Source organism: Micromonospora sp. CV4, from assembly GCF_003667455.1.
Classification (GTDB): Bacteria; Actinomycetota; Actinomycetes; order Mycobacteriales; family Micromonosporaceae; genus Micromonospora.
This window is the reverse complement of record NZ_RCVI01000181.1, coordinates 1-20,349: the sequence shown is the minus strand read 5'-3', so window position 1 is coordinate 20,349 and position 20,349 is coordinate 1. Positions and strand designations below refer to the sequence as shown.

Annotated in this window: 23 protein-coding genes; 15 read left to right on the top strand and 8 right to left on the bottom strand. The window is 73.4% G+C overall.

What is annotated here, in order from left to right; translation table 11 throughout:
* Positions 1-2: 2 nt before the first annotated feature.
* Both EAD98_RS05245 and EAD98_RS05240 read right to left on the bottom strand, forming a co-directional pair.
* Positions 3-1,088, bottom strand: coding sequence for a DUF3866 family protein (locus tag EAD98_RS05245; protein ID WP_121652945.1), 1,086 nt, complete (start codon positions 1,086-1,088; stop codon positions 3-5).
* Positions 1,089-1,147: 59 nt separating this feature from the next.
* A complete protein-coding gene (locus tag EAD98_RS05240) occupies positions 1,148-2,155 on the bottom strand; it encodes a cation diffusion facilitator family transporter (protein ID WP_121652944.1) in 1,008 nt (335 codons plus the stop codon).
* 129 nt (positions 2,156-2,284) lie between these two features.
* Here EAD98_RS05240 and EAD98_RS05235 point away from each other — a divergent pair, with 129 nt between their 5' ends.
* From EAD98_RS05235 to EAD98_RS05210, 6 genes are all read left to right on the top strand, one after another.
* On the top strand, positions 2,285-3,283 hold the full coding sequence (locus EAD98_RS05235; RefSeq protein WP_121652943.1) for a YafY family protein: 999 nt from the start codon (positions 2,285-2,287) through the stop codon (positions 3,281-3,283).
* Positions 3,280-4,344 carry a YafY family protein gene (locus EAD98_RS05230; protein WP_121652942.1) on the top strand — a complete coding sequence of 355 codons (1,065 nt, stop codon included), beginning with the start codon at positions 3,280-3,282 and terminating at the stop codon, positions 4,342-4,344. The genes EAD98_RS05235 and EAD98_RS05230 overlap by 4 nt, the downstream gene beginning before the upstream one ends.
* A 10-nt stretch (positions 4,345-4,354) precedes the next feature.
* Positions 4,355-4,600, top strand: coding sequence for a hypothetical protein (locus EAD98_RS05225; RefSeq protein ID WP_121652941.1), 246 nt, complete (start codon positions 4,355-4,357; stop codon positions 4,598-4,600).
* 204 nt (positions 4,601-4,804) lie between these two features.
* Positions 4,805-5,098, top strand: a complete 294-nt coding sequence (gene tatA / locus EAD98_RS05220) for a Sec-independent protein translocase subunit TatA (protein ID WP_089021067.1) — start codon at positions 4,805-4,807, stop codon at positions 5,096-5,098.
* Positions 5,099-5,116: 18 nt separating this feature from the next.
* Complete coding sequence (gene tatC, locus EAD98_RS05215) at positions 5,117-6,070, top strand: twin-arginine translocase subunit TatC (protein ID WP_121652940.1); 954 nt, start codon at positions 5,117-5,119, stop codon at positions 6,068-6,070.
* Positions 6,071-6,286: 216 nt separating this feature from the next.
* On the top strand, positions 6,287-7,216 hold the full coding sequence (locus tag EAD98_RS05210; RefSeq protein WP_121652939.1) for a diacylglycerol kinase family protein: 930 nt from the start codon (positions 6,287-6,289) through the stop codon (positions 7,214-7,216).
* On the opposite strand, the gene EAD98_RS05205 is transcribed toward EAD98_RS05210, so the two are convergent.
* Positions 7,179-8,096, bottom strand: a complete 918-nt coding sequence (locus EAD98_RS05205) for a DMT family transporter (protein WP_121652938.1) — start codon at positions 8,094-8,096, stop codon at positions 7,179-7,181. The genes EAD98_RS05210 and EAD98_RS05205 overlap by 38 nt on opposite strands.
* Before the next feature lie 112 nt (positions 8,097-8,208).
* Here EAD98_RS05205 and EAD98_RS05200 point away from each other — a divergent pair, with 112 nt between their 5' ends.
* Both EAD98_RS05200 and EAD98_RS05195 read left to right on the top strand, forming a co-directional pair.
* Complete coding sequence (locus tag EAD98_RS05200) at positions 8,209-8,517, top strand: hypothetical protein (RefSeq protein WP_121652937.1); 309 nt, start codon at positions 8,209-8,211, stop codon at positions 8,515-8,517.
* Positions 8,514-8,912 carry a hypothetical protein gene (locus EAD98_RS05195; protein ID WP_121652936.1) on the top strand — a complete coding sequence of 133 codons (399 nt, stop codon included), beginning with the start codon at positions 8,514-8,516 and terminating at the stop codon, positions 8,910-8,912. Before EAD98_RS05200 ends, EAD98_RS05195 begins: the two co-directional genes overlap by 4 nt.
* An 18-nt stretch (positions 8,913-8,930) precedes the next feature.
* Here the strand turns inward: EAD98_RS05195 and EAD98_RS05190 are convergent, their stop codons facing one another.
* Positions 8,931-9,701 (bottom strand): HAD family hydrolase, encoded by a 771-nt coding sequence (locus EAD98_RS05190; RefSeq protein WP_121652948.1) that lies wholly within the window; start codon positions 9,699-9,701, stop codon positions 8,931-8,933.
* Between the two features lie 86 nt (positions 9,702-9,787).
* On the opposite strand from EAD98_RS05190, the gene EAD98_RS05185 reads away from it, so the two are divergent.
* The 4 genes from EAD98_RS05185 to EAD98_RS05170 all read left to right on the top strand — a co-directional run bounded on the left by EAD98_RS05185 (position 9,788) and on the right by EAD98_RS05170 (position 15,462).
* Positions 9,788-12,589 (top strand): RNA helicase, encoded by a 2,802-nt coding sequence (locus EAD98_RS05185; RefSeq protein ID WP_121652935.1) that lies wholly within the window; start codon positions 9,788-9,790, stop codon positions 12,587-12,589.
* A 165-nt stretch (positions 12,590-12,754) separates the two neighbouring features.
* Positions 12,755-13,639 carry an MHYT domain-containing protein gene (locus EAD98_RS05180; protein WP_121652947.1) on the top strand — a complete coding sequence of 295 codons (885 nt, stop codon included), beginning with the start codon at positions 12,755-12,757 and terminating at the stop codon, positions 13,637-13,639.
* 84 nt (positions 13,640-13,723) lie between these two features.
* Positions 13,724-14,098, top strand: a complete 375-nt coding sequence (locus EAD98_RS05175) for a PadR family transcriptional regulator (RefSeq protein ID WP_121652934.1) — start codon at positions 13,724-13,726, stop codon at positions 14,096-14,098.
* Complete coding sequence (locus EAD98_RS05170; protein WP_121652933.1) at positions 14,095-15,462, top strand: permease prefix domain 1-containing protein; 1,368 nt, start codon at positions 14,095-14,097, stop codon at positions 15,460-15,462. Before EAD98_RS05175 ends, EAD98_RS05170 begins: the two co-directional genes overlap by 4 nt.
* A gap of 21 nt (positions 15,463-15,483) precedes the next feature.
* Here the strand turns inward: EAD98_RS05170 and EAD98_RS05165 are convergent, their stop codons facing one another.
* The 4 genes from EAD98_RS05165 to EAD98_RS05150 form a co-directional block, all read right to left on the bottom strand.
* Positions 15,484-15,783, bottom strand: a complete 300-nt coding sequence (locus EAD98_RS05165; RefSeq protein ID WP_233578234.1) for a BON domain-containing protein — start codon at positions 15,781-15,783, stop codon at positions 15,484-15,486.
* Between the two features lie 37 nt (positions 15,784-15,820).
* Positions 15,821-16,096: a GlsB/YeaQ/YmgE family stress response membrane protein gene (locus EAD98_RS05160; RefSeq protein ID WP_121652932.1), complete on the bottom strand. Its 276-nt coding sequence runs from the start codon at positions 16,094-16,096 to the stop codon at positions 15,821-15,823.
* Positions 16,097-16,163: 67 nt separating this feature from the next.
* On the bottom strand, positions 16,164-16,769 hold the full coding sequence (locus EAD98_RS05155) for an STAS domain-containing protein (protein WP_121652931.1): 606 nt from the start codon (positions 16,767-16,769) through the stop codon (positions 16,164-16,166).
* A gap of 145 nt (positions 16,770-16,914) precedes the next feature.
* A complete protein-coding gene (locus EAD98_RS05150; RefSeq protein ID WP_121652930.1) occupies positions 16,915-17,325 on the bottom strand; it encodes an STAS domain-containing protein in 411 nt (136 codons plus the stop codon).
* 154 nt (positions 17,326-17,479) lie between these two features.
* Here EAD98_RS05150 and EAD98_RS05145 point away from each other — a divergent pair, with 154 nt between their 5' ends.
* From EAD98_RS05145 to EAD98_RS05135, 3 genes are read left to right on the top strand one after another with little or no spacing between them, the layout of a single operon-like run.
* Positions 17,480-18,169 carry a response regulator transcription factor gene (locus EAD98_RS05145; protein WP_121652929.1) on the top strand — a complete coding sequence of 230 codons (690 nt, stop codon included), beginning with the start codon at positions 17,480-17,482 and terminating at the stop codon, positions 18,167-18,169.
* On the top strand, positions 18,166-19,521 hold the full coding sequence (locus tag EAD98_RS05140) for a cell wall metabolism sensor histidine kinase WalK (RefSeq protein WP_121652928.1): 1,356 nt from the start codon (positions 18,166-18,168) through the stop codon (positions 19,519-19,521). Before EAD98_RS05145 ends, EAD98_RS05140 begins: the two co-directional genes overlap by 4 nt.
* The gene (locus EAD98_RS05135) at positions 19,518-20,084 is read left to right on the top strand and encodes a GerMN domain-containing protein (RefSeq protein ID WP_121652927.1); all 567 of its coding nucleotides are present in this window, start codon (positions 19,518-19,520) and stop codon (positions 20,082-20,084) included. Before EAD98_RS05140 ends, EAD98_RS05135 begins: the two co-directional genes overlap by 4 nt.
* The last annotated feature ends 265 nt before the right edge of the window (positions 20,085-20,349 follow it).

Sequence of the window (20,349 nt, the reverse complement as noted above, 5' to 3'; positions counted from 1 at the left end):
GGTCAGGTCAGGAGGGTTGTGGCGTGGCGGCCGGCTGCCGCTGCCGCGAGGAAGTAGGCGTGGTCCGCGTCGAGGCCCCGTCCCATCGTGGACAGTGGCACGACGCTGGCCCGCAGCGCGGCGTCGAGACCGGCGGTGGGCACCCGGACGATGCGGTGCCGGGACGCCAGCGGGGCCAGCGCCGCGTCCACCTCGGCGGCCAACGCCGGGTCCAGGTCGTCGGGCACCACCAGCTCCGCCGGGGCGAGCGCCACCCGTCCGTACGCGGTCAGGCTGTGGTGCGACACGCCCCGGTGTCGGGGGCGGGGATCGGCGGCGGAGATCCGCAGCGACCCGACCGGCCGACCGCCCAGCGTGGCGATCGCGTTGACCGCCTCGCCGACGGCGACTCCGGAGAAGCCCCACCGGGTGCCGGTGCCGAGGTTGCCGGGGCCCTGCGCGACCACGGCCACGTCGGCGCGCAGCACGTGCCGGGCGGCGAGCAGGCCGCCGTGCAGGGTGGTGGCCTCCAGGTCGCCGCCGAACGACTGCCCGACGGTGATCGTGCCGGCCAGCTCGGCGCGCAACCCGGCGAGGGTGCGGGAGAACCAGGCCGGCAGAGCCCCGCCGTCGGTGAGCAGGTACGCCACCCGGGCGTGCGGGGCGTCGGCGCGGATGCCGGCCAGGATCGCCGGCAGGGCCGAGTGCAGGTCGGCGGTGACGACCGGCAGCCCGCCCAGGTCGTCGGCGTCGGCCAGCACGTCGCGGTGCGGTGACGCCTCCTCGTCGACGCCGAGCAGGATCGGTTGCAGGGGGGTGTAGCGGGCCTTGACGAGGTGCCCCGCGTCGCGGGTGTCGCCGCCGTCCGGCGGGTCCGGCGGCAGCCGGTCCGGCAGAGCCACCACCAGGGCGTACCCGCCGGTGCCCAGCCCCATCAGCAGCGCGCCGGCGTTGAGCAGCACGCGGTCGCCGGGCTCGGGCGTGCCGACCAACTCCGGGTAGGCCAGCGCCCGCATGCGGGTGCCGTCGGGCAGGTCGACGTCCAGCTCCACCGCCCCGGCCCACTGCCGTCGCAGCGCCGCCACCGTCCCCGCCCGCCATCGCACCATGACGGGCACGCTAGCCGCGCGGGTCCGGCGCCCCGCGCCCGGGTGGTCCGGCGGGTGGCTCAGCTCCGCTCGGGTTCGCTGCCGGGATCCGGGTGCGGTACGGCCTGGGTGTCACGGGTCCTGCCACCGGCGCCGGGCAGCGATCGGGTGGGGTCGAGGAAGACGTAGCGGATCTCCGGGAACCGCCCGGTGAGCCGTCGTTCGGCCTCGTCTGCGGTGGCTTCGATGGCCGCGCCGGTGGCCTCGTCGCGGAAGTCGACCTTCGCGGCGACCAGGATGTCGTCCGGGCCGAGCTGCATGGTCAGCAGGGTGTCGATCCGTTCCACCTCGGGCAGCGCGGCCAGGTCCCGCTCGATCTCGTGGCGCAGCCGCTCCGGGACCGCCCGGCCGACCAGCAGCGACAGGTTGTTGCTGGCCAGGATCCCGGCGACGGTCAGGAGCAGCAGCCCGATGAGGATCGACGCGATGCCGTCCCACACCTCGTCGCCGGTGGCCTGGGACAGGCCGACCCCGAGCGCGGCAAGCAGCAGCCCGATCAGGGCCGCGCTGTCCTCCAGGAAGACGGCCTTGACGGTGGTGTCGGCGGTCAGCCGCAGGAACCGGCGGGGTGTGGTGTCCCAACGGCGGGACTCGCGGCGGACCTGCCGCACGGCCCGGGCCAGCGAGATCGACTCGATGACGAAGGACACCCCGAGCACGATGTAGGAGATCAGGTAGTCGCCGCTGTGCTGGTGCACCAGGATGGTGGTCACGCCGTGGGTGACGGCGAAACCGGCGCCGGCGACGAAGGTGAACATGGCGGCGAAGAACGCCCAGACGTAGCTCTCCTTGCCGTACCCGAAGGGGTGCCGGGTGTCCGCCGGCCGGGCGCCGCGGCGCAGCGCCTGGAAGAGCAGCACCTCGGTGGTGGTGTCGGCGACCGAGTGCGCCGCCTCGGAGAGCATCGCGGCCGAGCCGGAGATCAGCCCGGCGATCAGCTTGGCCACCGCGATGGCGAGGTTCGCGGCCCCGGCGACGACCACGGTGCCGACGCTCTCGCTCTCCGGCCTGGCCCCCGCTTGCGACATGGGGATCACCCTATGACCGGTGGCGGCGGCGCGCCGGGCTAGTGGTCCGCGACACCTCCGATCCGAACAGATGTGCGGCACGCCCGCGCGGGTGCACGTCTCGGGCGCGTCGGCTGCTAGCGTCTACCCGTGTCGCGGACCCGCACCGAACGCCTGGTCAACCTGGTGATCTGCCTGCTGTCCACGCGACGGTTCCTGACCGCCGCGCAGATCGCCGCGACCGTGCCCGGTTACGAGCACGATCCGGACGACGCGCGTGACCACGAAGCGTTCCAGCGCAAGTTCGAGCGGGACAAGGCCGAGCTGCGCGAGCTGGGCGTGCCCCTGGAGACGGGGACGGCCAGCGTCTTCGACGCCGAGCCCGGCTACCGGATCGCCCACCGCGAATACGCGCTGCCCGACATCCCTCTCGAACCGGACGAGGCCGCCGCCGTGGGCATCGCCGCGCGGCTGTGGCAGCACGCCGGTCTCGCCGCCGCCGCGTCGTCCGGGCTGGCCAAGCTGCGCGCCGCCGGCGTGGACGTGGACCCGCAGGCCACCCTGGGCCTGGAGCCGATGGTCACCGTCGATCCGGCGTTCGCGCCGCTGACCGCCGCCGCCCGCGATCGTCGCGAGGTCGGGTTCGACTACCGGGTGCCCGACCGGGACGCGCCCAGCCGCCGGCGGCTCCAGCCGTGGGGCGTGGTCTGTTGGCGTGGCCGGTGGTATGTGGTCGGCCACGACCTGGACCGCGCGGCGACCCGCTGCTTCCGGCTGTCCCGGGTGGTCGGCGCGGTCCGGGTGACCGGCGCGCCCGGCGGTTACCAGCCGCCGGCCGGGGTCGACCTGATCAGCCACGTGGCCCGCTGGTCCGGGCCGGTGGAGCGCACCGGTCGGGCCACCGTCCTGGCCGCGCCGGGCCGGGCCGCCGGGCTGCGCCGCTGGGCGGTCGAGGTGACCGCCGGTCCGGACGGCGACCGGCTGGTCCTGCCGTACGCCGACCCGGACGGGCTCGCCGGCCAACTCGTCCGGTACGGCCCCGAGGTGCGCGTGCTCGATCCGCCCGAGGTCCGCGAGGCGGTCATCCAGCGGCTCAAGGAGATCGCCGCGCGACACGACGAGCTGGCCGTGACCGGGGGTGCCCGATGACCCGGCCGGCCGCCCGGGGCGGCTCCCGGGCCTCCGCCGACCGCCTGGCCCGGCTGCTCAACCTGGTGCCCTACCTGCTGGCCCGGCCGGGCATCGAGATCGCCGAGGCGGCCGGTGACCTGGGCGTCACCGAGCGGCAGCTGCGCGAGGACCTGGAGCTGCTCTGGGTGTGCGGGCTGCCCGGTTACGGCCCCGGCGACCTGATCGACATGGCCTTCGACGGCGACCGGGTGACCATCACCTACGACGCCGGCATCGACCGCCCGCTGCGGCTCACCCCCGACGAGGCCCTCGCGCTCGTGGTGGCGCTGCGGATGCTCGCCGAGACACCCGGGGTGGCCAACCGGGAGGCCGTCGAGCGGGCCCTCGCGAAGATCGAGGACGCCGCCGGGGATCTGGTGGGCGCGCCCGTGGCGGTGCGACTGCCCGGGGACAACCGGCGGGTGGAGGCGCTGCGCGCCGCCGTGGAGGGCGGCCGGGCGCTGCGGATCACCTACTACACGGCCACCCGCGACGAGACCACCGACCGGGTCATCGACCCGCTGCGGATGCTCATGGTGGGCGGCCAGGCGTACGTGGAGGCGTGGTGTCGCCGCGCCGAGGCGGTCCGCCTGTTCCGCGCCGACCGCATCGACGCGATCACCGAGCTGGCCGAGCCGGCCACCGTTCCGCCGCAGGCCGTCCCGCACGACCTGACCGAGGGCGTCTTCCGCCCCTCACCCGACCTGCCGCTGATCACCCTGCGGGTCGGCCGGGGCGAGCGGTGGATCACCGAGTACTACCCGTGTGAGCGGGTGGAGGCCGGCGACGGCGACCAGTGGCTGGTCTCGCTGCGGGTGACCGACCTGGGTTGGGCCCGCCGGTTCGTGCTCGGCCTCGGCCCGGACGTCACCGTGGTCGCCCCGGTCGAACTGGCCGAGCAGGTCCGGGCGACGGCGGCCGCCGCGCTGGACGCGTACGCCGTGCCCGCTCCCACCGCCGCGCTCCGGCGGCCCGAGGCCGACCCGGCGACGCCTGACGCGCCGTCGGGCGACCCGGCGGTGGCCGGCCGCACCCAGTAGGCTGACCGCCGTGCTGACATGGATCGTGCTCGCGGTGGTGCTGCTCCCGCTCGTGGCGCTCGCGCTGGCCGTGCGGCCGGTGCTGACGCGGCTGCCCCAGCTGCGCCGCGCCGCGGTGGCGCTGCAACGTCGGGCCGTCGAGGCGGAGGCGCTGCGGGACACCGCCGAGGCGTTGCAGCAGCGCGCCGAGGGTGTTCAGCGCCAGCTCGACACCGCCCAGCAGCGACTCGCCCTGATCAAGGCCAGGCGCGGCTGATCGACCCGCGTCGCCATGCCGCCCCCGGCCGGGGCGCTCCGCTGCGGACGTGACCGCTGCGCGATGGTTGACTGATCATCGCGGTTGGTCAAGACTTCACCGGCCGGGCCGCGACGACTGCCCCCGGCAGGTGGCAACCGGCCGATCCGCACGTACGATGGGCTGCGTACCGCCCCCGGACACACAGAGCGACTGGAGCTTCTCATGGGTGCCCTCAAGCCGTGGCACATCGCGGTTCTCGTGGTTGTGCTGATCCTGCTCTTCGGTGCGAAGCGGCTTCCCGATGCGGCCCGCTCGCTGGGTCGTTCGCTGCGGATCATCAAGGCCGAGACCAAGAGCCTGCAGGACGACGACCGCGACCTCGCCGAGAAGGCCGACGCGCAGGCCGGCTACCAGCCGCTGCCGCCGCAGGTCGGGCAGCCGCAGCAGGCGCCGTACCAGCAGGCGCCGCCGCAGCAGCCGGTCGCCGACCCGGTGCACCGCGTCCGCGACAACTGACCGGGAGGCCCGAGCACCGTGGCCTTCGCACTGCGTAAACGCGGCCCGAGCACCTTCGAGCGTGCGTCCGACGGCTCGATGACGCTCATCGAGCACGTTCGCGAGCTGCGCAATCGGCTGTTCCGCGCGTCACTGGCGATCATGATCGGCTTTGGCGTCGGCATCTGGCTGGCCGAGCGGGTCCGGTTGTTGTTGTCGCAGCCGTACTGCGACCTGCCGGGGTCGGTCGACCCGACCTCCGGCAAGTGCCTGTTCGTCCAGCTAGGCCCGGCGGACCTCTTCCTGCTGAACCTGAAGATCGGCCTGTGGGTGGGCCTGATCATCGCAGCGCCGATCTGGCTCTACCAGCTCTGGGCGTTCATCGCGCCCGGGCTGCACCGGCACGAGCGGCGCTACGCCTACGCGTTCACGGCCATGGCGGCGCCGCTCTTCGCCGCCGGAGCGGTGCTGGCGTACTTCGTCACCGCCAAGGGCCTCGAGTTCCTGATGAACGTGTCCGGCGACGACATCTCGACCACCCTGGAAGTCACCCGGTACATCTCGTTCGTCACCAACCTGATCCTGCTGTTCGGGGTGGCGTTCGAGTTCCCGCTGATCGTGCTGATGCTCAACTTCGTCGGCCTGGCCAGCGCGAAGCGGCTGCTCAGCTGGTGGCGCGTGGCGATCTTCGTGTTCTTCGCGTTCTCCGCCGTGGTCACACCCACCCCGGACCCGTTCGGGATGACCGCCCTGGCGATCTGCCTCTCCGCGCTCTACTTCGGCGCGGTGGGCATCGCGTTCCTCAACGACAAGCGGCGTGGGCGCGGCAAGGAGGCCTACGCCGGCCTCGACGACGACGAGGTGTCGCCGCTGGAGCACGACCCGGAGCCGGTCGAGGCGGGGCAGCGGGTCGACGCGACCGCACCGGTCGGCGCACCGGACCCGATCGCCGCGCCCGCTCCGATCGAACGCCGCTACGACGACATGACCTGACGGCCCCGCGTCGCCCGGTCCGCCGACGCCGTCCCCGCCTACCGGGGGCGGCGTCGCCGCGTTGTGGGGTGGGCTCGGGATCGGCGAAACTCGCGTCGTGGCGGGCTCGCGCGGGATCCAGGGAACCACCCCAACCTTCTTACGGAGAGCGGCCTGACCGGGACCGCCGGTGAGGGTCGTCCCGGCCGATGTACGGCGGGCGTCGCACCGGTTACGGTGCTGCCCGTGACCGCAGACGATCACTCGCTCGCCGGGGGCCCTGTCGCCGTGCTCGCCAACCCGACGGCCGGCCGGGGACGGCACCGTTCGCTGCTGCCCCGGCTGCTGGAGGGCCTGGCCGCCGCCGGGCGACCGGTCCGGCTGCTGTCGGCGGCGAGTCCCGCCGAGGCGGAGGCGGCCTGCCGCGCCGCGGTCGCCGACGGCGCCGGCGCGCTGGTCGCGATGGGCGGGGACGGCACCGTGCACCGGGCGATGCAGGCCGTCGCGGGCACCGCCGTGCCGTTCGGGGCCGTGCCGGCGGGCACTGGCAACGACTTCGCCGTGGACACCGGCTTCCCGGCCGATCCGGTGGCGGCGGTCGCGGGAATCGCCGAGGCGTTGCGCGCCGGCCGGACCCGCCCGGTCGACCTGGCCCGGATGACCGGCGCCGACGGCGCCGAGCGCTGGTACGGGGCGGTCCTCGCGGCCGGGTTCGACGCGATCGTCAACGAGCGGGCCAACCGGATGCGCTGGCCGCGCGGCCCCCGCCGGTACGACCTGGCGATCCTCGTCGAGCTGGCCCGGTTGCGACCCCGGCGGTACACGCTACGACTGGACGGGGTGCCGCACGAACTGGACGCGGTGCTGGTGGCGGTGGGCAACTGCCCGAGCTACGGGGGCGGAATGCGCATCTGTCCCGACGCCGACCCGACCGACGGGCTGCTGGACGTGGTGGTGGGTGGTCGGATCGACCGGCGCACCCTGATCCGCATCAAGCCGCGCATCTACCAGGGCACCCACGTCGACCATCCCCTGGTGCGCAGCTACCGGGCGCGGACGGTGGAGCTGAGCGCGGAGGGCATCACCACGTACGCCGACGGTGAGCGCTCGCTGGACCTGCCGGTGACGGTCAGCGTGGTGCCGGGCGCGCTGCGGCTGCTGCGCTGACCCGCACCGCCCCGATGCTGGCCGCGATGACCAGCACGATGGCGGCGCACTCCAGCAACGTCAGCGCCTGCCGCAGCACCAGCCAACCGGCGAGCGTGGCGATGGCCGGGCCGAGGCTCATCAGCACCGCGAAGGTGGCGGTGGGCATCCGGCGCAGCGCCAGCAGCTCCAGGGTGTACGGCAGCCCGGAGGCGAGCACCGCGAGGGCCGTGCCGAGCGCCAGCACGGGCGGGTCGAGCAGCACCGAGCCCCCGTCGATGATGCCCAGGGGCAGGGTGATCACGGCGGCGAGCGTGAGTGCCAGGGCCAGCCCGTCCGCGCCCGGGAACCGGCCGCCGACCCGGGCGCTGAGCACGATGTACGCGGCCCACATGGCGCCCGCGCCGAACGCGAAGGCCACGCCGGCCGGGTTCAGCCGGTCGAAGCCGCCCTGCCCGAGCAGCGCCACGCCGGCCAGCGCCAGCCCCGCCCAGCACCAACTGGCCAGCCGGCGGGCGGTGAACACCGACAGCGCCAGCGGGCCGAGCACCTCCAGGGTCACCGCCGGGCCCAGCGGGATCCGCTCGATGGCCTGGTAGAACAGCGAGTTCATGCCGGCCAGCGCCAGCCCGAACGCGCCGGCCGCGGCCCAGGCCGACCGGTCGTACCCGCGCAGTCGGGGCCGGCACACGAGGAGCAGCAGGACGGCCGAGATCGTCAGTCGCAGGGTGACCGCGCCGGCCACCCCGGTCCGCGGGAAGAGCAGGGCGGCCACGGCGGAGCCGAACTGCACCGACAGCGCGCCGCCGAGCACCAGCCCCACGGCGGCGACGCCACCGCGCCGGGCCGGTGGCGCGCCGGCTGGACTCGACGCGGGCAGCAGGGTTTCCGTCACGGCCATGACGCTAGGCGGTCTGCTTCGGCCGCCCTCCGGCGGTGTCCACCAATGACCGTCGCGCCCACACGGCCGTTGACGGTCGCCAACGCGGTGCTACCGGCGTACCGTGCGTGGTATGACCAGCGCGATGCGGAAACTGTCGATCTCCGTACCACCCGACGTGGCTGAGCGCCTGGAGCAGGAGTCGAACGCGAGCGCCTACATCACCCAGGCCGTCCGGGACCGCATGCGCCTGGACGCCCTCGATGCGGAGCTGGCCCATCAGGGCATCCAGATCACTGAGCAGGGCGTGGCCGAGGCGCGCGCCCGCCGTGCCGCCGTGGAAGCCGAGTGGTCGCCGGAGCGCCGGAACGCCCTGCGGGAGCGGGCGCGCCAGCACGTGCTGGACGCCGCCGCCGGCACTGTCGAGCAGCCAGCCGCGTGAGCCTTGCGGACGACCGGCCGGTCCGGCTCGTGCTGGACCGGTCGGCACTGCTGGCCTACCTGGCGGGGTCGGTGCACGTCGGGGAGCCGCTGCACGAGGTCATCCAGGACCGCAACCGGTTCGGTGTCACCGCCGTGACGGCGGCGGAGGCCCTGGCGATCGTCAGTGACCCGAAGGACCGGGCGACGCTGCACCGGCTGCTGACCCTGGACGCCTGCACGGTGCTCTCCACCGAGGGTCACTCCTGGCACGAGCTCAGCTACTGGCGCACGCTGACGGGCCGCGCCGATCTGGCCACCACCGTGCTCGCCTGCCTCGAACACGACGCCTCGATCCTGACCGGCGAGGACCGGTACGGCGACGGCGATCTACCGGTGATCCACATCCCGGACTGACAGGTCCGGCGGCGCCGCTCAGGCCGGCAGCGCCAGGTCCAGGACGGCGCCCAGCCCGTTCTCCCGGCCCGGGTCGGCGGCCGGCAGGACCAGCACCGAACAGCCGGCGGCCACCGCGCCCGCGTCCGCCGGGGTGTCACCGACCATCAGCGTCTGCTCGGGGTCGACGCCGAGCATCCCGCAGGCGCGCCAGAAGATCGCCGGGTCGGGTTTGCACCGCCCGACCTCGTAGGAGAGCACGAACGCGTCGACGAGGTCGGTCAGCCCCCAGGCGTCGAAGTGCGGCCGCAGGTCGAAGCCGATGTTGCTGACCACCGCCACCTTTACCCCGGCATCGCGCAGCGCGGTCAGGGTGGGGGCGGTGTCCGGGTACGGCAGCCAGCCCTCGGCGGTCAGCAGCCGCTCGTAGAGGGCGTCGGCGAAGCCCTCGATGCCCGCGTCGACGGTCTCGGCCAGCCCCGTGTAGGCGCCGCGGTGGGCGTGCGGGTAGAGGTCCCGGTCGGCCCACAGCTCGGCCAGCCGGGGCGGCACCCGGGCCGGCAGTGGCCCGCCGGCCCGCCCGGCGGTCAGCAGCCGGTCGGCCAGCGAGGTGGCCTTGACGCGATCCAGGGTGACCCCGCATGTCGCCGCGGCCTCCAGCACCCACTGCCGCGGCTCCTCAACCTGGGCCAGGGTGCCGTGGAAGTCGAAGAGCACCGCCTTGACGGGCCGTCGGGACGCCCGGGAGGCGGCGGCGTCATCGGCGCTGCCCGGCGGACGAGTCTGGGGCGGTTCGGCATGGTCCGGCACGCCGTGCACCCTACCGACCGCCGCCGACGGCCCCGCCGCACGGCCTTGTCGGGTGCGGTGTCCCGGCACGCACTAATCTTGGTGACATGTCGAGCCCCGCCGAGCGGTACGTCGCGGCGCGCCGCCGGGCCGCGCAGGCCTCACAGTTCCCGGCGCTGGACGAGTTCGCCCTTGATCTGGGGTTCGATCTCGACGACTTCCAGCGCGAGGCGTGCCAGTCCCTGGAGCGGGGCAGCGGGGTGCTGGTCTGCGCCCCCACCGGCGCCGGCAAGACCGTGGTCGGGGAGTTCGCCGTACACCTGGCGTTGCGCGGGCGGCCCGGCGACGCGGCGGCGGCCGACGACCCGGGGGTGCCGCCGACCCGGCGCAAGTGCTTCTACACCACGCCGATCAAGGCGCTGTCCAACCAGAAGTACCACGACCTGGTCGCGCGGTACGGCGCCGAGCAGGTCGGCCTGCTCACCGGCGACAACGCCATCAACGGCGACGCGCCGGTGGTGGTGATGACCACCGAGGTGCTGCGCAACATGCTCTACGCGGGCTCCAGCACCCTGCAGGGGCTGGCCTACGTGGTGATGGACGAGGTGCACTACCTCGCCGACCGGTTCCGTGGCGGGGTGTGGGAAGAGGTGATCATCCACCTGCCCGCCTCGGTCACCCTGGTCTCGTTGTCGGCGACCGTCTCCAACGCCGAGGAGTTCGCCGACTGGCTGGTCACCGTGCGCGGCGAGACCGCGGTGGTGGTCAGCGAGCACCGGCCGGTGCCGCTGTGGCAGCACATGCTGGTCGGCAAGCGGATGTTCGACCTGTTCCACGACGCCGACGCCGCCCGCAAACACGACGTGCACCCGGAACTGCTGCGCTACACCCGCGACACCATGCGCCGTCTGGAGCTGGGCGAGGGCCGCAGCGCCGGGCCCGGCTCCGGCCGGCGCGGCCCACGCTGGCGCGGCCCGATGCGTCCGGACATCGTCGACCGGCTGGACCGCGAGGGTCTGCTCCCGGCGATCCTGTTCATCTTCAGCCGGGCCGGCTGCGCCGCCGCGGTGCAGCAGTGCCTCGCCGCCGGGCTGCGGCTCACCTCGCCCGAGGAGCGGGCCGAGATCCGTCGGGTGGTCGAGTCCCGGGTCACCGCGATCCCCGGCGAGGACCTGACGGTGCTGGGCTACTGGGAGTGGCTGGACGGGTTGGAGCGCGGCCTGGCCGCCCACCACGCCGGCATGCTCCCGGTGTTCAAGGAGATCGTCGAGGAGCTGTTCGTCCGCGGCCTGGTCAAGGCGGTCTTCGCCACGGAGACCCTCGCGCTGGGCATCAACATGCCGGCCCGCTGCGTGGTCCTGGAACGGCTGGTCAAATACAACGGCGAAGCCCACGTCGACCTGACCCCGGGGGAGTACACGCAGCTCACCGGGCGGGCCGGTCGGCGCGGCATCGACGTCGAGGGGCACGCCGTGGTGGTGTGGTCCCCGGAGACCGACCCGCGGCACGTGGCCGGGCTCGCCTCCACCCGCACCTATCCGCTGCGCTCCAGCTTCCGGCCCTCGTACAACATGGCGGTGAACCTCGTCGGCACGGTCGGCGCGGAGCCGGCGCGGGCCCTGCTGGAGTCGTCGTTCGCCCAGTTCCAGGCGGACCGGTCGGTGGTCGGCCTGGCCCGGCAGGTGCAGCGCAACACCGAGACCATCGAGGCGTACGGCGCGGAGGCCGCCTGCCACCACGGCGACTTCGACGAGTACTTCGCCCTGCGGGTGGCGATCGCCGACCGGGAGAAGGCCATCGCCCGGCAGGGGCAGACCCAGCGGAAGGCCGCTGCCGTGGCGTCGTTGGAGCGGCTGCGGGTCGGCGACGTGATCCGGGTGCCGGCGGGTCGGCGGGCCGGGCTGGCCGTGGTGCTGGACCCGGCGACCGGCGGTTTCGGCGAGCCCCGCCCGCTGGTGCTCACCCAGGACCGTTGGGCCGGGCGGGTCAGCCCGGGCGACTTCACCACCCCGGCCGAGGTGCTGGCCCGGATCCGGGTGCCCAAGCACTTCAACCACCGTTCGCCGGGCGCCCGGCGCGACCTCGCCGCCGAGGTCAGCGGCACCGGCCTGGACCGGCACGGCGGCCGGCGGGGTGGCCGTTCCCGGCAGGCGGCCGGCGACGACCACCGGCTCTCCCAGCTCCGTACCGAGCTGCGCAACCACCCCTGCCACGCCTGCCCGGAGCGGGAGGAGCACGCCCGCTGGGCTGAGCGGCGCCGGCGGTTGGAGCGCGACACCGAGGAGCTGCGCGAGCGGGTGTCCGGCCGTACGGGGTCCCTCGCGCGGACCTTCGACCGGATCGTGGCGCTGCTGACCGACCGCGGCTATCTCACCGGCGACGGCGCGGTCACCGACGCCGGTCGGATGCTCGGCCGGATCTGGACGGAGGCGGACCTGCTGGTCGCCGAGTGCCTGCGCCGGGGGGTGTGGGACGGGCTGTCCCCGGCCGAGTTGGCCGCCGCCGTGTCCGTGGTGGTCTTCGAGGCGCGCCGCGACGTCGACGAGCGGGCGTCGCTGCCACGCGGGCCGGTGGCCGACGCGGTCGACGAGACGCTGAAGCTGTGGGGCGAGATCGAGGCCGACGAGGCGGCGCGCGGGCTGACCGCGACCCGGGAGCCGGATCTCGGCTTCGCGTGGCCGGTCTACCGGTGGGCCCGTGGCGACGCCCTGGCCAAGGTGCTCGCCAGTGGTCACGAGATCGACGGTGAGATGCCGGCCGGTGATTTCGTCCGCTGGGCGCGCCAGGTGGTCGACCTGCTCGGCCAGCTGGCCGACTCCGGCGGCGCGGCACCGGACCTGCGCTCCACCGCCCGGCAGGCGATCGCGGCCATCAACCGGGGCGTGCTGGCGTACCACACCTCCGCCTGATAATCACTTTCGGTCACCGCCGTCGGCGAAGCGACGTATCGGACCGTCACCGGGACAGCACCCCCCGGATAGCCCGAGGGGTGCTGTTGCGCCTGTTCGGAGCACCCCTGATCATTGCCCGAGCGCTTCCTTTACGCGTCGGTAACGAATGGGGTGAAGACCGCCGTGGCGGAGATCAATCACTTTGAGTACGGGTGGATCACGCCCACGCTGAGCTACGCGCTGTCCGTGCTCGGTTCGGTCCTCGGCCTCATCTGCGCCGGGCGTATCCGTACCGCCGGCACCGCCGGCCAGCGCGCGTGGTGGGGGCTGCTGGCCGCCTGGGCCCTCGGCGGCACCGCCATCTGGGCGATGCACTTCATGGCCATGCTCGGCTTCGCCGTCGCCGGCACCCGGATCCGGTACGACGTGCCGCTCACCGCGGCCAGCACCGCCATCGCCGTCGTGGCGGTCGGCATCGGCCTGGCCATCGTGGGCACCGGCCGGTTGAACCCGGTACGGCTGATCGCCGGCGGCATCTTCACCGGTGTCGGTGTGGCCGCCATGCACTACACCGGGATGGCGGCGATGCGCCTGAACGGGAGCCTCGGCTACGACACGACCCGGGTCGGACTGTCGGTGGCGATCGCGATCGTCGCGGCCACCGTCGCGCTGTGGCTCGCGATGACCGTCCGCCGGCCGCTGGCGATCTTCGCCTCCGCCCTGGTGATGGGGGTCGCCGTGAACGGCATGCACTTCACCGGCATGAGCGCCCTCTCGGTGCACCAGCACGAGGGTCAGGGCGACCTCACCGGCACCGGGATGGGCACGCTCCTGGTCCCGATCGTGCTGGCGGTGATCTTCGGGGTGGTCGGCCTGCTCTACGCCCTGCTCGCCGCGCCGACCGACGACGACCGGGCGGCCGCCGCGTACCTCGACGCCCGACGGGCCCCGGAGCCGGCCGCCGCGCCGCCGGTCGTCGCCCCGGATCCGGTGGGGCTGCGCGCCCGTTCCACGCTCGGTCAGCCGGGCACCCCGTTCCCGTCCCGGCGGGAGATGCCGCCCCGCTGACGGTGGTCCGGGCTGCTCATTCTGCTTGCGTGGGCGTAATACCTAGAACTACTATGCATTGCAGAGCTAGGTATAGGCGGTGCCATGCACATCACCAAGGACCTCGTCGCGGCCTCGGCGACACCACTCGTGCTGGGGATCCTCGCCGAGGGCGAGAGCTACGGCTACGCGATCCTCAAGCAGGTCAACGACCTCTCGGGCGGGCAACTCGAGTGGACCGACGGCCTGCTCTATCCGCTGCTGCACCGCCTGGAGCGGCTCGGCCACGTCGAGTCGACCTGGGCGACCCCGGCGGGGGGACGACGCCGGAAGTACTACCGCATCACCGACCAGGGCCGGGCCGAGCTCGCCGAGCAGCGCCGCCAGTGGGCCGCGGTCGTCGACGCCCTGCGGGGCGTCTGGAGCACGACGCAGTCCATCAAGCCGATCACGGCACCGGCCTGGGGGGCGGGACTATGAGCGTCGACCACGATCTGGAGGGCCAGATCGCCGAGTGGCGGGCCTACATCCACCGCCGCCGGGAGCTGCACCACACCGACGCCGAGGAGTTGGAGGACCACCTTCGCAGCCGGATCGCCGAGCTGACCGAGGCCGGCCTGCGAGCCGACGAGGCGTTCCTCATCGCCGTCAAGCGCATGGGCGGCCTCGACGAGCTGTCGCGGGAGTTCGCCCGGGAGCACTCCGAGCGCCTATGGAAGCAACTCGTGCTGCCCCGAGAGCCGGACGCACCCAGCGCGGCCCGGTCCCGTCGCGAACTGCCCGTCATGGTGCTCTGCGCGGCCGTCGCGGCGCTCGCGATCAAGGTGCCGTCCTGGTTCGGGCTCGACCTCTCAAGCGGCGACCACGCCGGCTTCTACGCGCGAAACATCAGTCTCTTCGCGCTGCCGGCCCTGGCGGCGTACTTCGCCTGGCAGCGCCGCGTCGGTCCGCGCGTCGTCGGGGCGCTCGCGCTGCTGTTCGTCCTCGGCGCGGTCGCCGCGAACGCGTACCCGCTGGCCGACGACACGCAGACCATGGTGCTCACCGCGATCCACCTGCCGATAGCGCTGTGGCTGGTGGTCGGCGTCGCCTACACGGGTGGCGACTGGCGCTCAGACCGACGGCGGATGGACTTCATCCGGTTCACCGGGGAGTGGCTGATCTACTTCGTCCTCATCGGACTCGGCGGAGGCGTGCTCACGGGGTTCACGGTGGGCGCCTTCGCGGCCATCGGCGTGGACGCGGAGGGGTTCATCCAGTCGTGGCTGCTGCCGTGCGGCGCCATGGCCGCGGTCATCGTGTCGGCATGGCTGGTGGAGGCCAAGCAGAGCGTCATCGAGAACATGGCGCCGGTGCTGACCCGGGTCTTCACACCGCTCTTCACGGCCACCCTGCTGGCCTTCCTGGTCGCCGTCGTCTGGACCACCAACGGCATCGACGTCGAGCGCGACGCCCTCATCCTCTTCGACCTGCTGCTCGTCATCGTGCTGGGCATGCTGTTGTACGCCATCTCGGCCCGCGACCTGACGGCCCGACCCGGCCTCTTCGACCGCTTGCAGCTCGCCCTCATCGTCAGCGCTCTGATCATTGACGTCCTGGTGCTGGCGGCGATCACGGGCCGGATCACCGAATGGGGTTTCAGCCCGAACAAGACCGCGGCACTGGGCGAGAACCTCGTCCTGCTCGCCAACCTGGCGTGGTCGGCATGGCTCTACCTCGGCTTCGTGCGTGGCCGCATGCCCTTCGCCCGCCTGGAACGGTGGCAGACCCGATACGTGATCGTGTACGCCGCGTGGGCCTGGGTGGTCGTCCTCGCCTTCCCGCCCCTGTTCGGCTTCGCCTGAGCCGCGCGGTGGGGCCGACGGTCAGCGGTGGCCACGCCGCGGGGCGCTGAGCCGCAACGAGTTGCAGACGTCGAAGACACCGGGCACCTCCCAGGCGAGCTCCGCGGCGGCCTGCCGCGTCTCCGGGTCACTCACCACGCCGGCGAGGATGACGACCCGGTTCTGCACCGAGACGCTGATCTGCTGGCGCCGCGTCGTTGAGTCGATGCTCAGCCGTTGCGCGACCAGCGCCTCGACCCGTACGTCCTCGGAGCCCTGCTCAGGCTGGTGCGAGGCGTCGGCGAACCAGTTCTCGTCGGGAAGTGGCCAGGGCATGTACACGGAAAGCTCCTTGAGTGGACGGTCCGGGTCCGGATTCTCAGGCGGAGTCGGACCGTTCGGACCTGGCGGTGGCGACGACCAGCACCACGCCGGCACCGGCGAGACCGACCTCGATGAACACGGCCAGGGGGTTGAGGGCGCGGGTGTCGACGCCCGCCAGATGGGCGACGACGGTGCCCGCCAGCGCCGCGACGACCCCGACGGCGACGGTCAGCCAGATCGGCGCCTCCCGGCGTCCCGGGAGGACGAGCCCGCCGAGCAGGCCGACGGTGACGCCGACGAGGAGCGCGGTGACGAGACCGGTGATGGTCATGGGCTCTCCCCAGGTGTCGGTTGTCGCTGCCGGCGACGAGGAGGGTTCCGGGCGGGGCCCACGTCGGTCAGGAACGGGCGGCCGTCGTGGCCGTGGGGGCGGACACCAGGCCCTGCGACAGCTGGGCGAGGGCCTCGTCGCGGCTCTCGAAGATGGGGAAGGCCCGGTCCAGGCGCATGGTGTGCAGGACGGTGCGGATGAACCGGGACGGCGCGGCCAGGCACAGCGTGACGCCGCGGTCGCGCGCGTCGCGGTGCGCGCGGACGAGGAGACCGAGGTCGGTGGAGTCGATGTGGGGTACCCGGGTCAGGTCGACCACGACGTGTCCGCCCAGGTTCTCCGCGTGGCACAGGGCGGCGCGCAGCGAGTCACCGTTGTCGAGGTCGACCTCACCGGCGGCGACGGCGGTCATGTCGTCGAGATGGTCGATGCCGAGAATGCCGCCGGGACCGTGGCTGTCGCCCGGAGCGTTAACGCCACCGGAGATCGGCAGCAGGCTGCAGTGCGGGCAGCGATGCGGGCCGGTGGCGAACGGGGAACCACTCCAGCCGTGTTCGGACACCAGGGTCCAGACGACCTCGGCGTCGGGGAGCACACACGCGGTGGCCCTGATGGAGTCGCCGCAGGTGTCGCAGATCAGTGTCATCAGGTGATCGTCCGGAACGACGGTCATTCTGCTGGTCCTTCCTGGGCCCGTGTCCCGCCGGTCCGGCGGGGTACGGCGTTCGGGGCGGGGCTGAAGCGGTGGTCCGGCTCCCGCGCTGGACGTTTCGGTGGCCGGCGGGGCGGTCCCGCGCGGTGACGTCCGGGCGGGATCGTCACTGGACGGTGGTCACGGGGGCGCGGCCGTGGGCGACCAGAGCCGGCGGCGCCGACGCGGGTTCGGGTGCCCTCCCCCCGGGCGTTGACTGCGGGGGATCGGTGACCACCGGCAGGACCTGGTCCAGACGGGCGGTGTGCAGGATGCGTCGGATGCGCGGGTTCGGGTTGCGGATGGTGAGGACCCCGGCGGCACGGGCCAGCCGCCGGTGCACATCGAGCAGCAGGCCGATGGCGGCGGCATCGATGTGCCGGCACCTGGACAGGTCGACCACGACCTGCCCGGGACACAGGGCCAGCAGCCGGTCGAACAGGGCTCCGGCCGCCGGCAGGCAGGCCAGGTCGAGTTCGGTGACGCACACCTCGACCAGCGGCAGTGTGCACGGCGTCGGTGCCGGTGATCCCGTCACGGGCGTGCCCCTTCCCTTTCCGGACCCGGTCGCCTACGACCCTGCCGTGCCGGCTTGGCGGTCACCGCGCGGATCTATGACAGTTGCGTGACAAATCCGCCAGGCGGCCGGCACGGTTGGCCGCGTGGCCGATGGCCTGGGGATGATGCCGGGTATGACGGCCGTACTGGTGATCGAGGACGACGACCGCATCCGCCTGGCGCTGCTGCTCGCACTCGAGGACGAGGGCTACGAGGCGGTGGGCGCGGCCACGGCGGAGGAGGGCCTGCGCGTCCAGCGCCGCGACCCGGCCGACTACGTGTTGGTCGACCTGATGCTGCCCGGCCTCGACGGCTTCGAGTGCATTCGGCACCTGCGTCGTGACGATGACGTGCCGGTCGTGGTGGTCAGCGCCCGCGACGACACCCACGACATCGTCGCCGCCCTCGAAGCCGGCGCCGACGACTACATCGTCAAGCCGGTGGCGATCAAGGAACTGACCGCTCGCCTGCGCGCCCTGCGCCGCCGCGCCCGTGCCGGCGTGACGGGACCGGCGCCGGAGCCCGTACCCGTGCTCGCCTTCGGCGAACTGGAGATCAGCCCCGACGGGGGAGAGGTACGCCGCGCCGGCAAACCGGTACCGGTCACGCGCACCGAGTTCCGGCTGCTGTGCGAGCTTGCCGAACACGCCGGCCGGGTGCTGTCCCGCCAGCAGTTGCTGCAACGGGTCTGGGGCTACGACAGCGGCGACGAGAGGCTCGTCGACGTGCATGTCGGCCGGCTGCGGCAGAAGATCGAGTCGGACCCGGCAACCCCCCGGCACCTGGTCACGCTGCGGGGCCTGGGCTACAAGCTGCAGCGATGAGACGCCTCGGACTCCGTACCCGGGTCACCGCCGCGTTCGCCGTCGGAGCGTTCCTGCTCGCCGCCTCCATGGCCCTGGTCTCGTACGAGCTGACCCGCCGCTCCCTGATCGACGAGCGGGAACGCACCGCCCTGCGCGCCGCCTACTTCGACGCCGCCGTCGTCCGGGCCGGGCTGAACACCGACACTCCCGACGTGGTGGAGGTGCTTCGGTCGCTGGACACGGGCGGCGGCCGGCGACCCGTGCTGCACCTGGACGGCGCGTGGTACGCCCGAACCGCCGACCCCGGCACCACCACCGCCATACCCGTCGACCTGCGACGGGCCGTCGCCTCCGGGGAGCCGGCGGTGCAGCGCGTACGCGTCGCCGGCCAACCTGCCCTGGTGGTCGGGGTGCCCCTGTCGGCGACGGCGACGTATTTCGAGATCAACTCTCTGCGCGAGCTGGAGCAGACGTTCCAGGTCCTGGCGCTCGCGCTGACCACCGTCGCGATCATGGTGGCCGGGTCCGGCGCGGCCCTCGGCTGGTACGCGACCCGACACGGGCTGCGCCCGCTGACGGCCGTCGCCGACGCCGCCGAGAAGATCGCCGCCGGCGACTTCACCGCGCGCCTCGACCCGGCCACCGACCCCGATCTGACGCGTCTGTCCTCCTCGTTCAACCAGATGGTCGACCAGCTCGCCCATCGCATCGAGCGGGACCGCCGCTTCGCCGCCGACGTCAGCCACGAACTGCGCTCACCACTGCAGACCCTCGCCGCGGCGGCCAGCGTCCTGGCGCGTCGCCGCGAGCACCTGGACGAGCGAACCGCCACCGCCGCCGGGCTCGTCGCCGACGAGATCGACCGGTTCCAACGGCTCGTCAACGACCTGATCGACCTGGCTCGTAGCGACCAGCCCGCCCACCGGCAAGCCGTGGACGTGGTGGCGTTGGCCCGGGACGCCTGCCAGGCCCTCGACCTGCCGGCCTCGCTCGTGCACCTCGCGGCGGACGCTCCCGCGACCTGGCAGGTCGAGCGGCGCCGTATCGCGCAGATCCTGGCGAACCTGCTCGACAACGCCGTGACCTACGGGGGTGGCCCGGCGGGCGTCCGGTTGAGCCGCGACGGTGACGCCGGCGTCATCGAGGTCGAGGACGACGGCCCCGGTGTGTCCATCGAGGACCGACAGGCGATCTTCGACCGCTTCGTCCGCGGGCGAGCCGCGCACACCCGCGGCGCCGGCGACGGCACCGGCCTCGGGCTCGCGCTGGTCGCCCAGCACGCCGCGGCGCACCGGGGGCACGCCACCGTCACCGACCGCCCCGGCGGAGGCGCCCGCTTCCGCGTCACCCTGCCGGAAAGCCTGCCATGAATTACCGCCGCCTGGCCCCACTGGCACTCGCCGCGCTGCTGACCGGCTGCGGCGTCCCCACCGACGACAGCCCCCGGACGGTGCAGCCGCCGCGCAGGCCGTTCCACAGCGCTGCCCCCGCCGACACGACGGCGGCGCCGGCCGGCCGGGCGGACGAGACGCTCTGCCTCGTCCGCGACAACCGCATCGTCTCCGTCGTCCGGCGCGTCGACCATGTCCCCACGGTCGAGGAGCAACTGCGGCATCTCCTCGCCGGGCCGGGTACGGCCGAACGCGACAGCGACCTGACCAGCGCGCTGCCCGGAGCGGTAAACGCCGCCGGCGCGACGGTGACCCGCGCGCAGGCCCGCGTCGTCGTCGACGAGCCCGACGACGACGCCGGCCGTAGCGACGAGGTTCTCGCCTTCGGGCAGATCGTCTGCACGCTGACCAGTCGCGACGACGTCGCCACCGTGGTGTTCCTGCGCGACGGCAGGCCACTCGCGGTGCCCCGCGCCGACGGCTCGCTGTCCGAACAACCGCTCACCCGCGCCGACTACGCCCCGCTCATCACCCCACGTTGACCACGTCCGGCCGGGCCTGCGAGTGCTCCCGTAGCGCGGTGGCGGCTATTGGTGACCCTGACTAAACGATCGTGGCGTCATCCCGCGTTGATCATTGCGGGGCTCGGATGGATCGTTGACCTCGCCGCACCTGGCCGGCGTACCGGATCCGACGTAGCGGCCGGTGTGACGCCGCAGGGCGCGTCGACCGGCGGCCCATCCACGCACTCAGACGAGGAAGACACATGAGCCACACCATCAGCCCCTCCGCTCCGCTCCCCTCGAC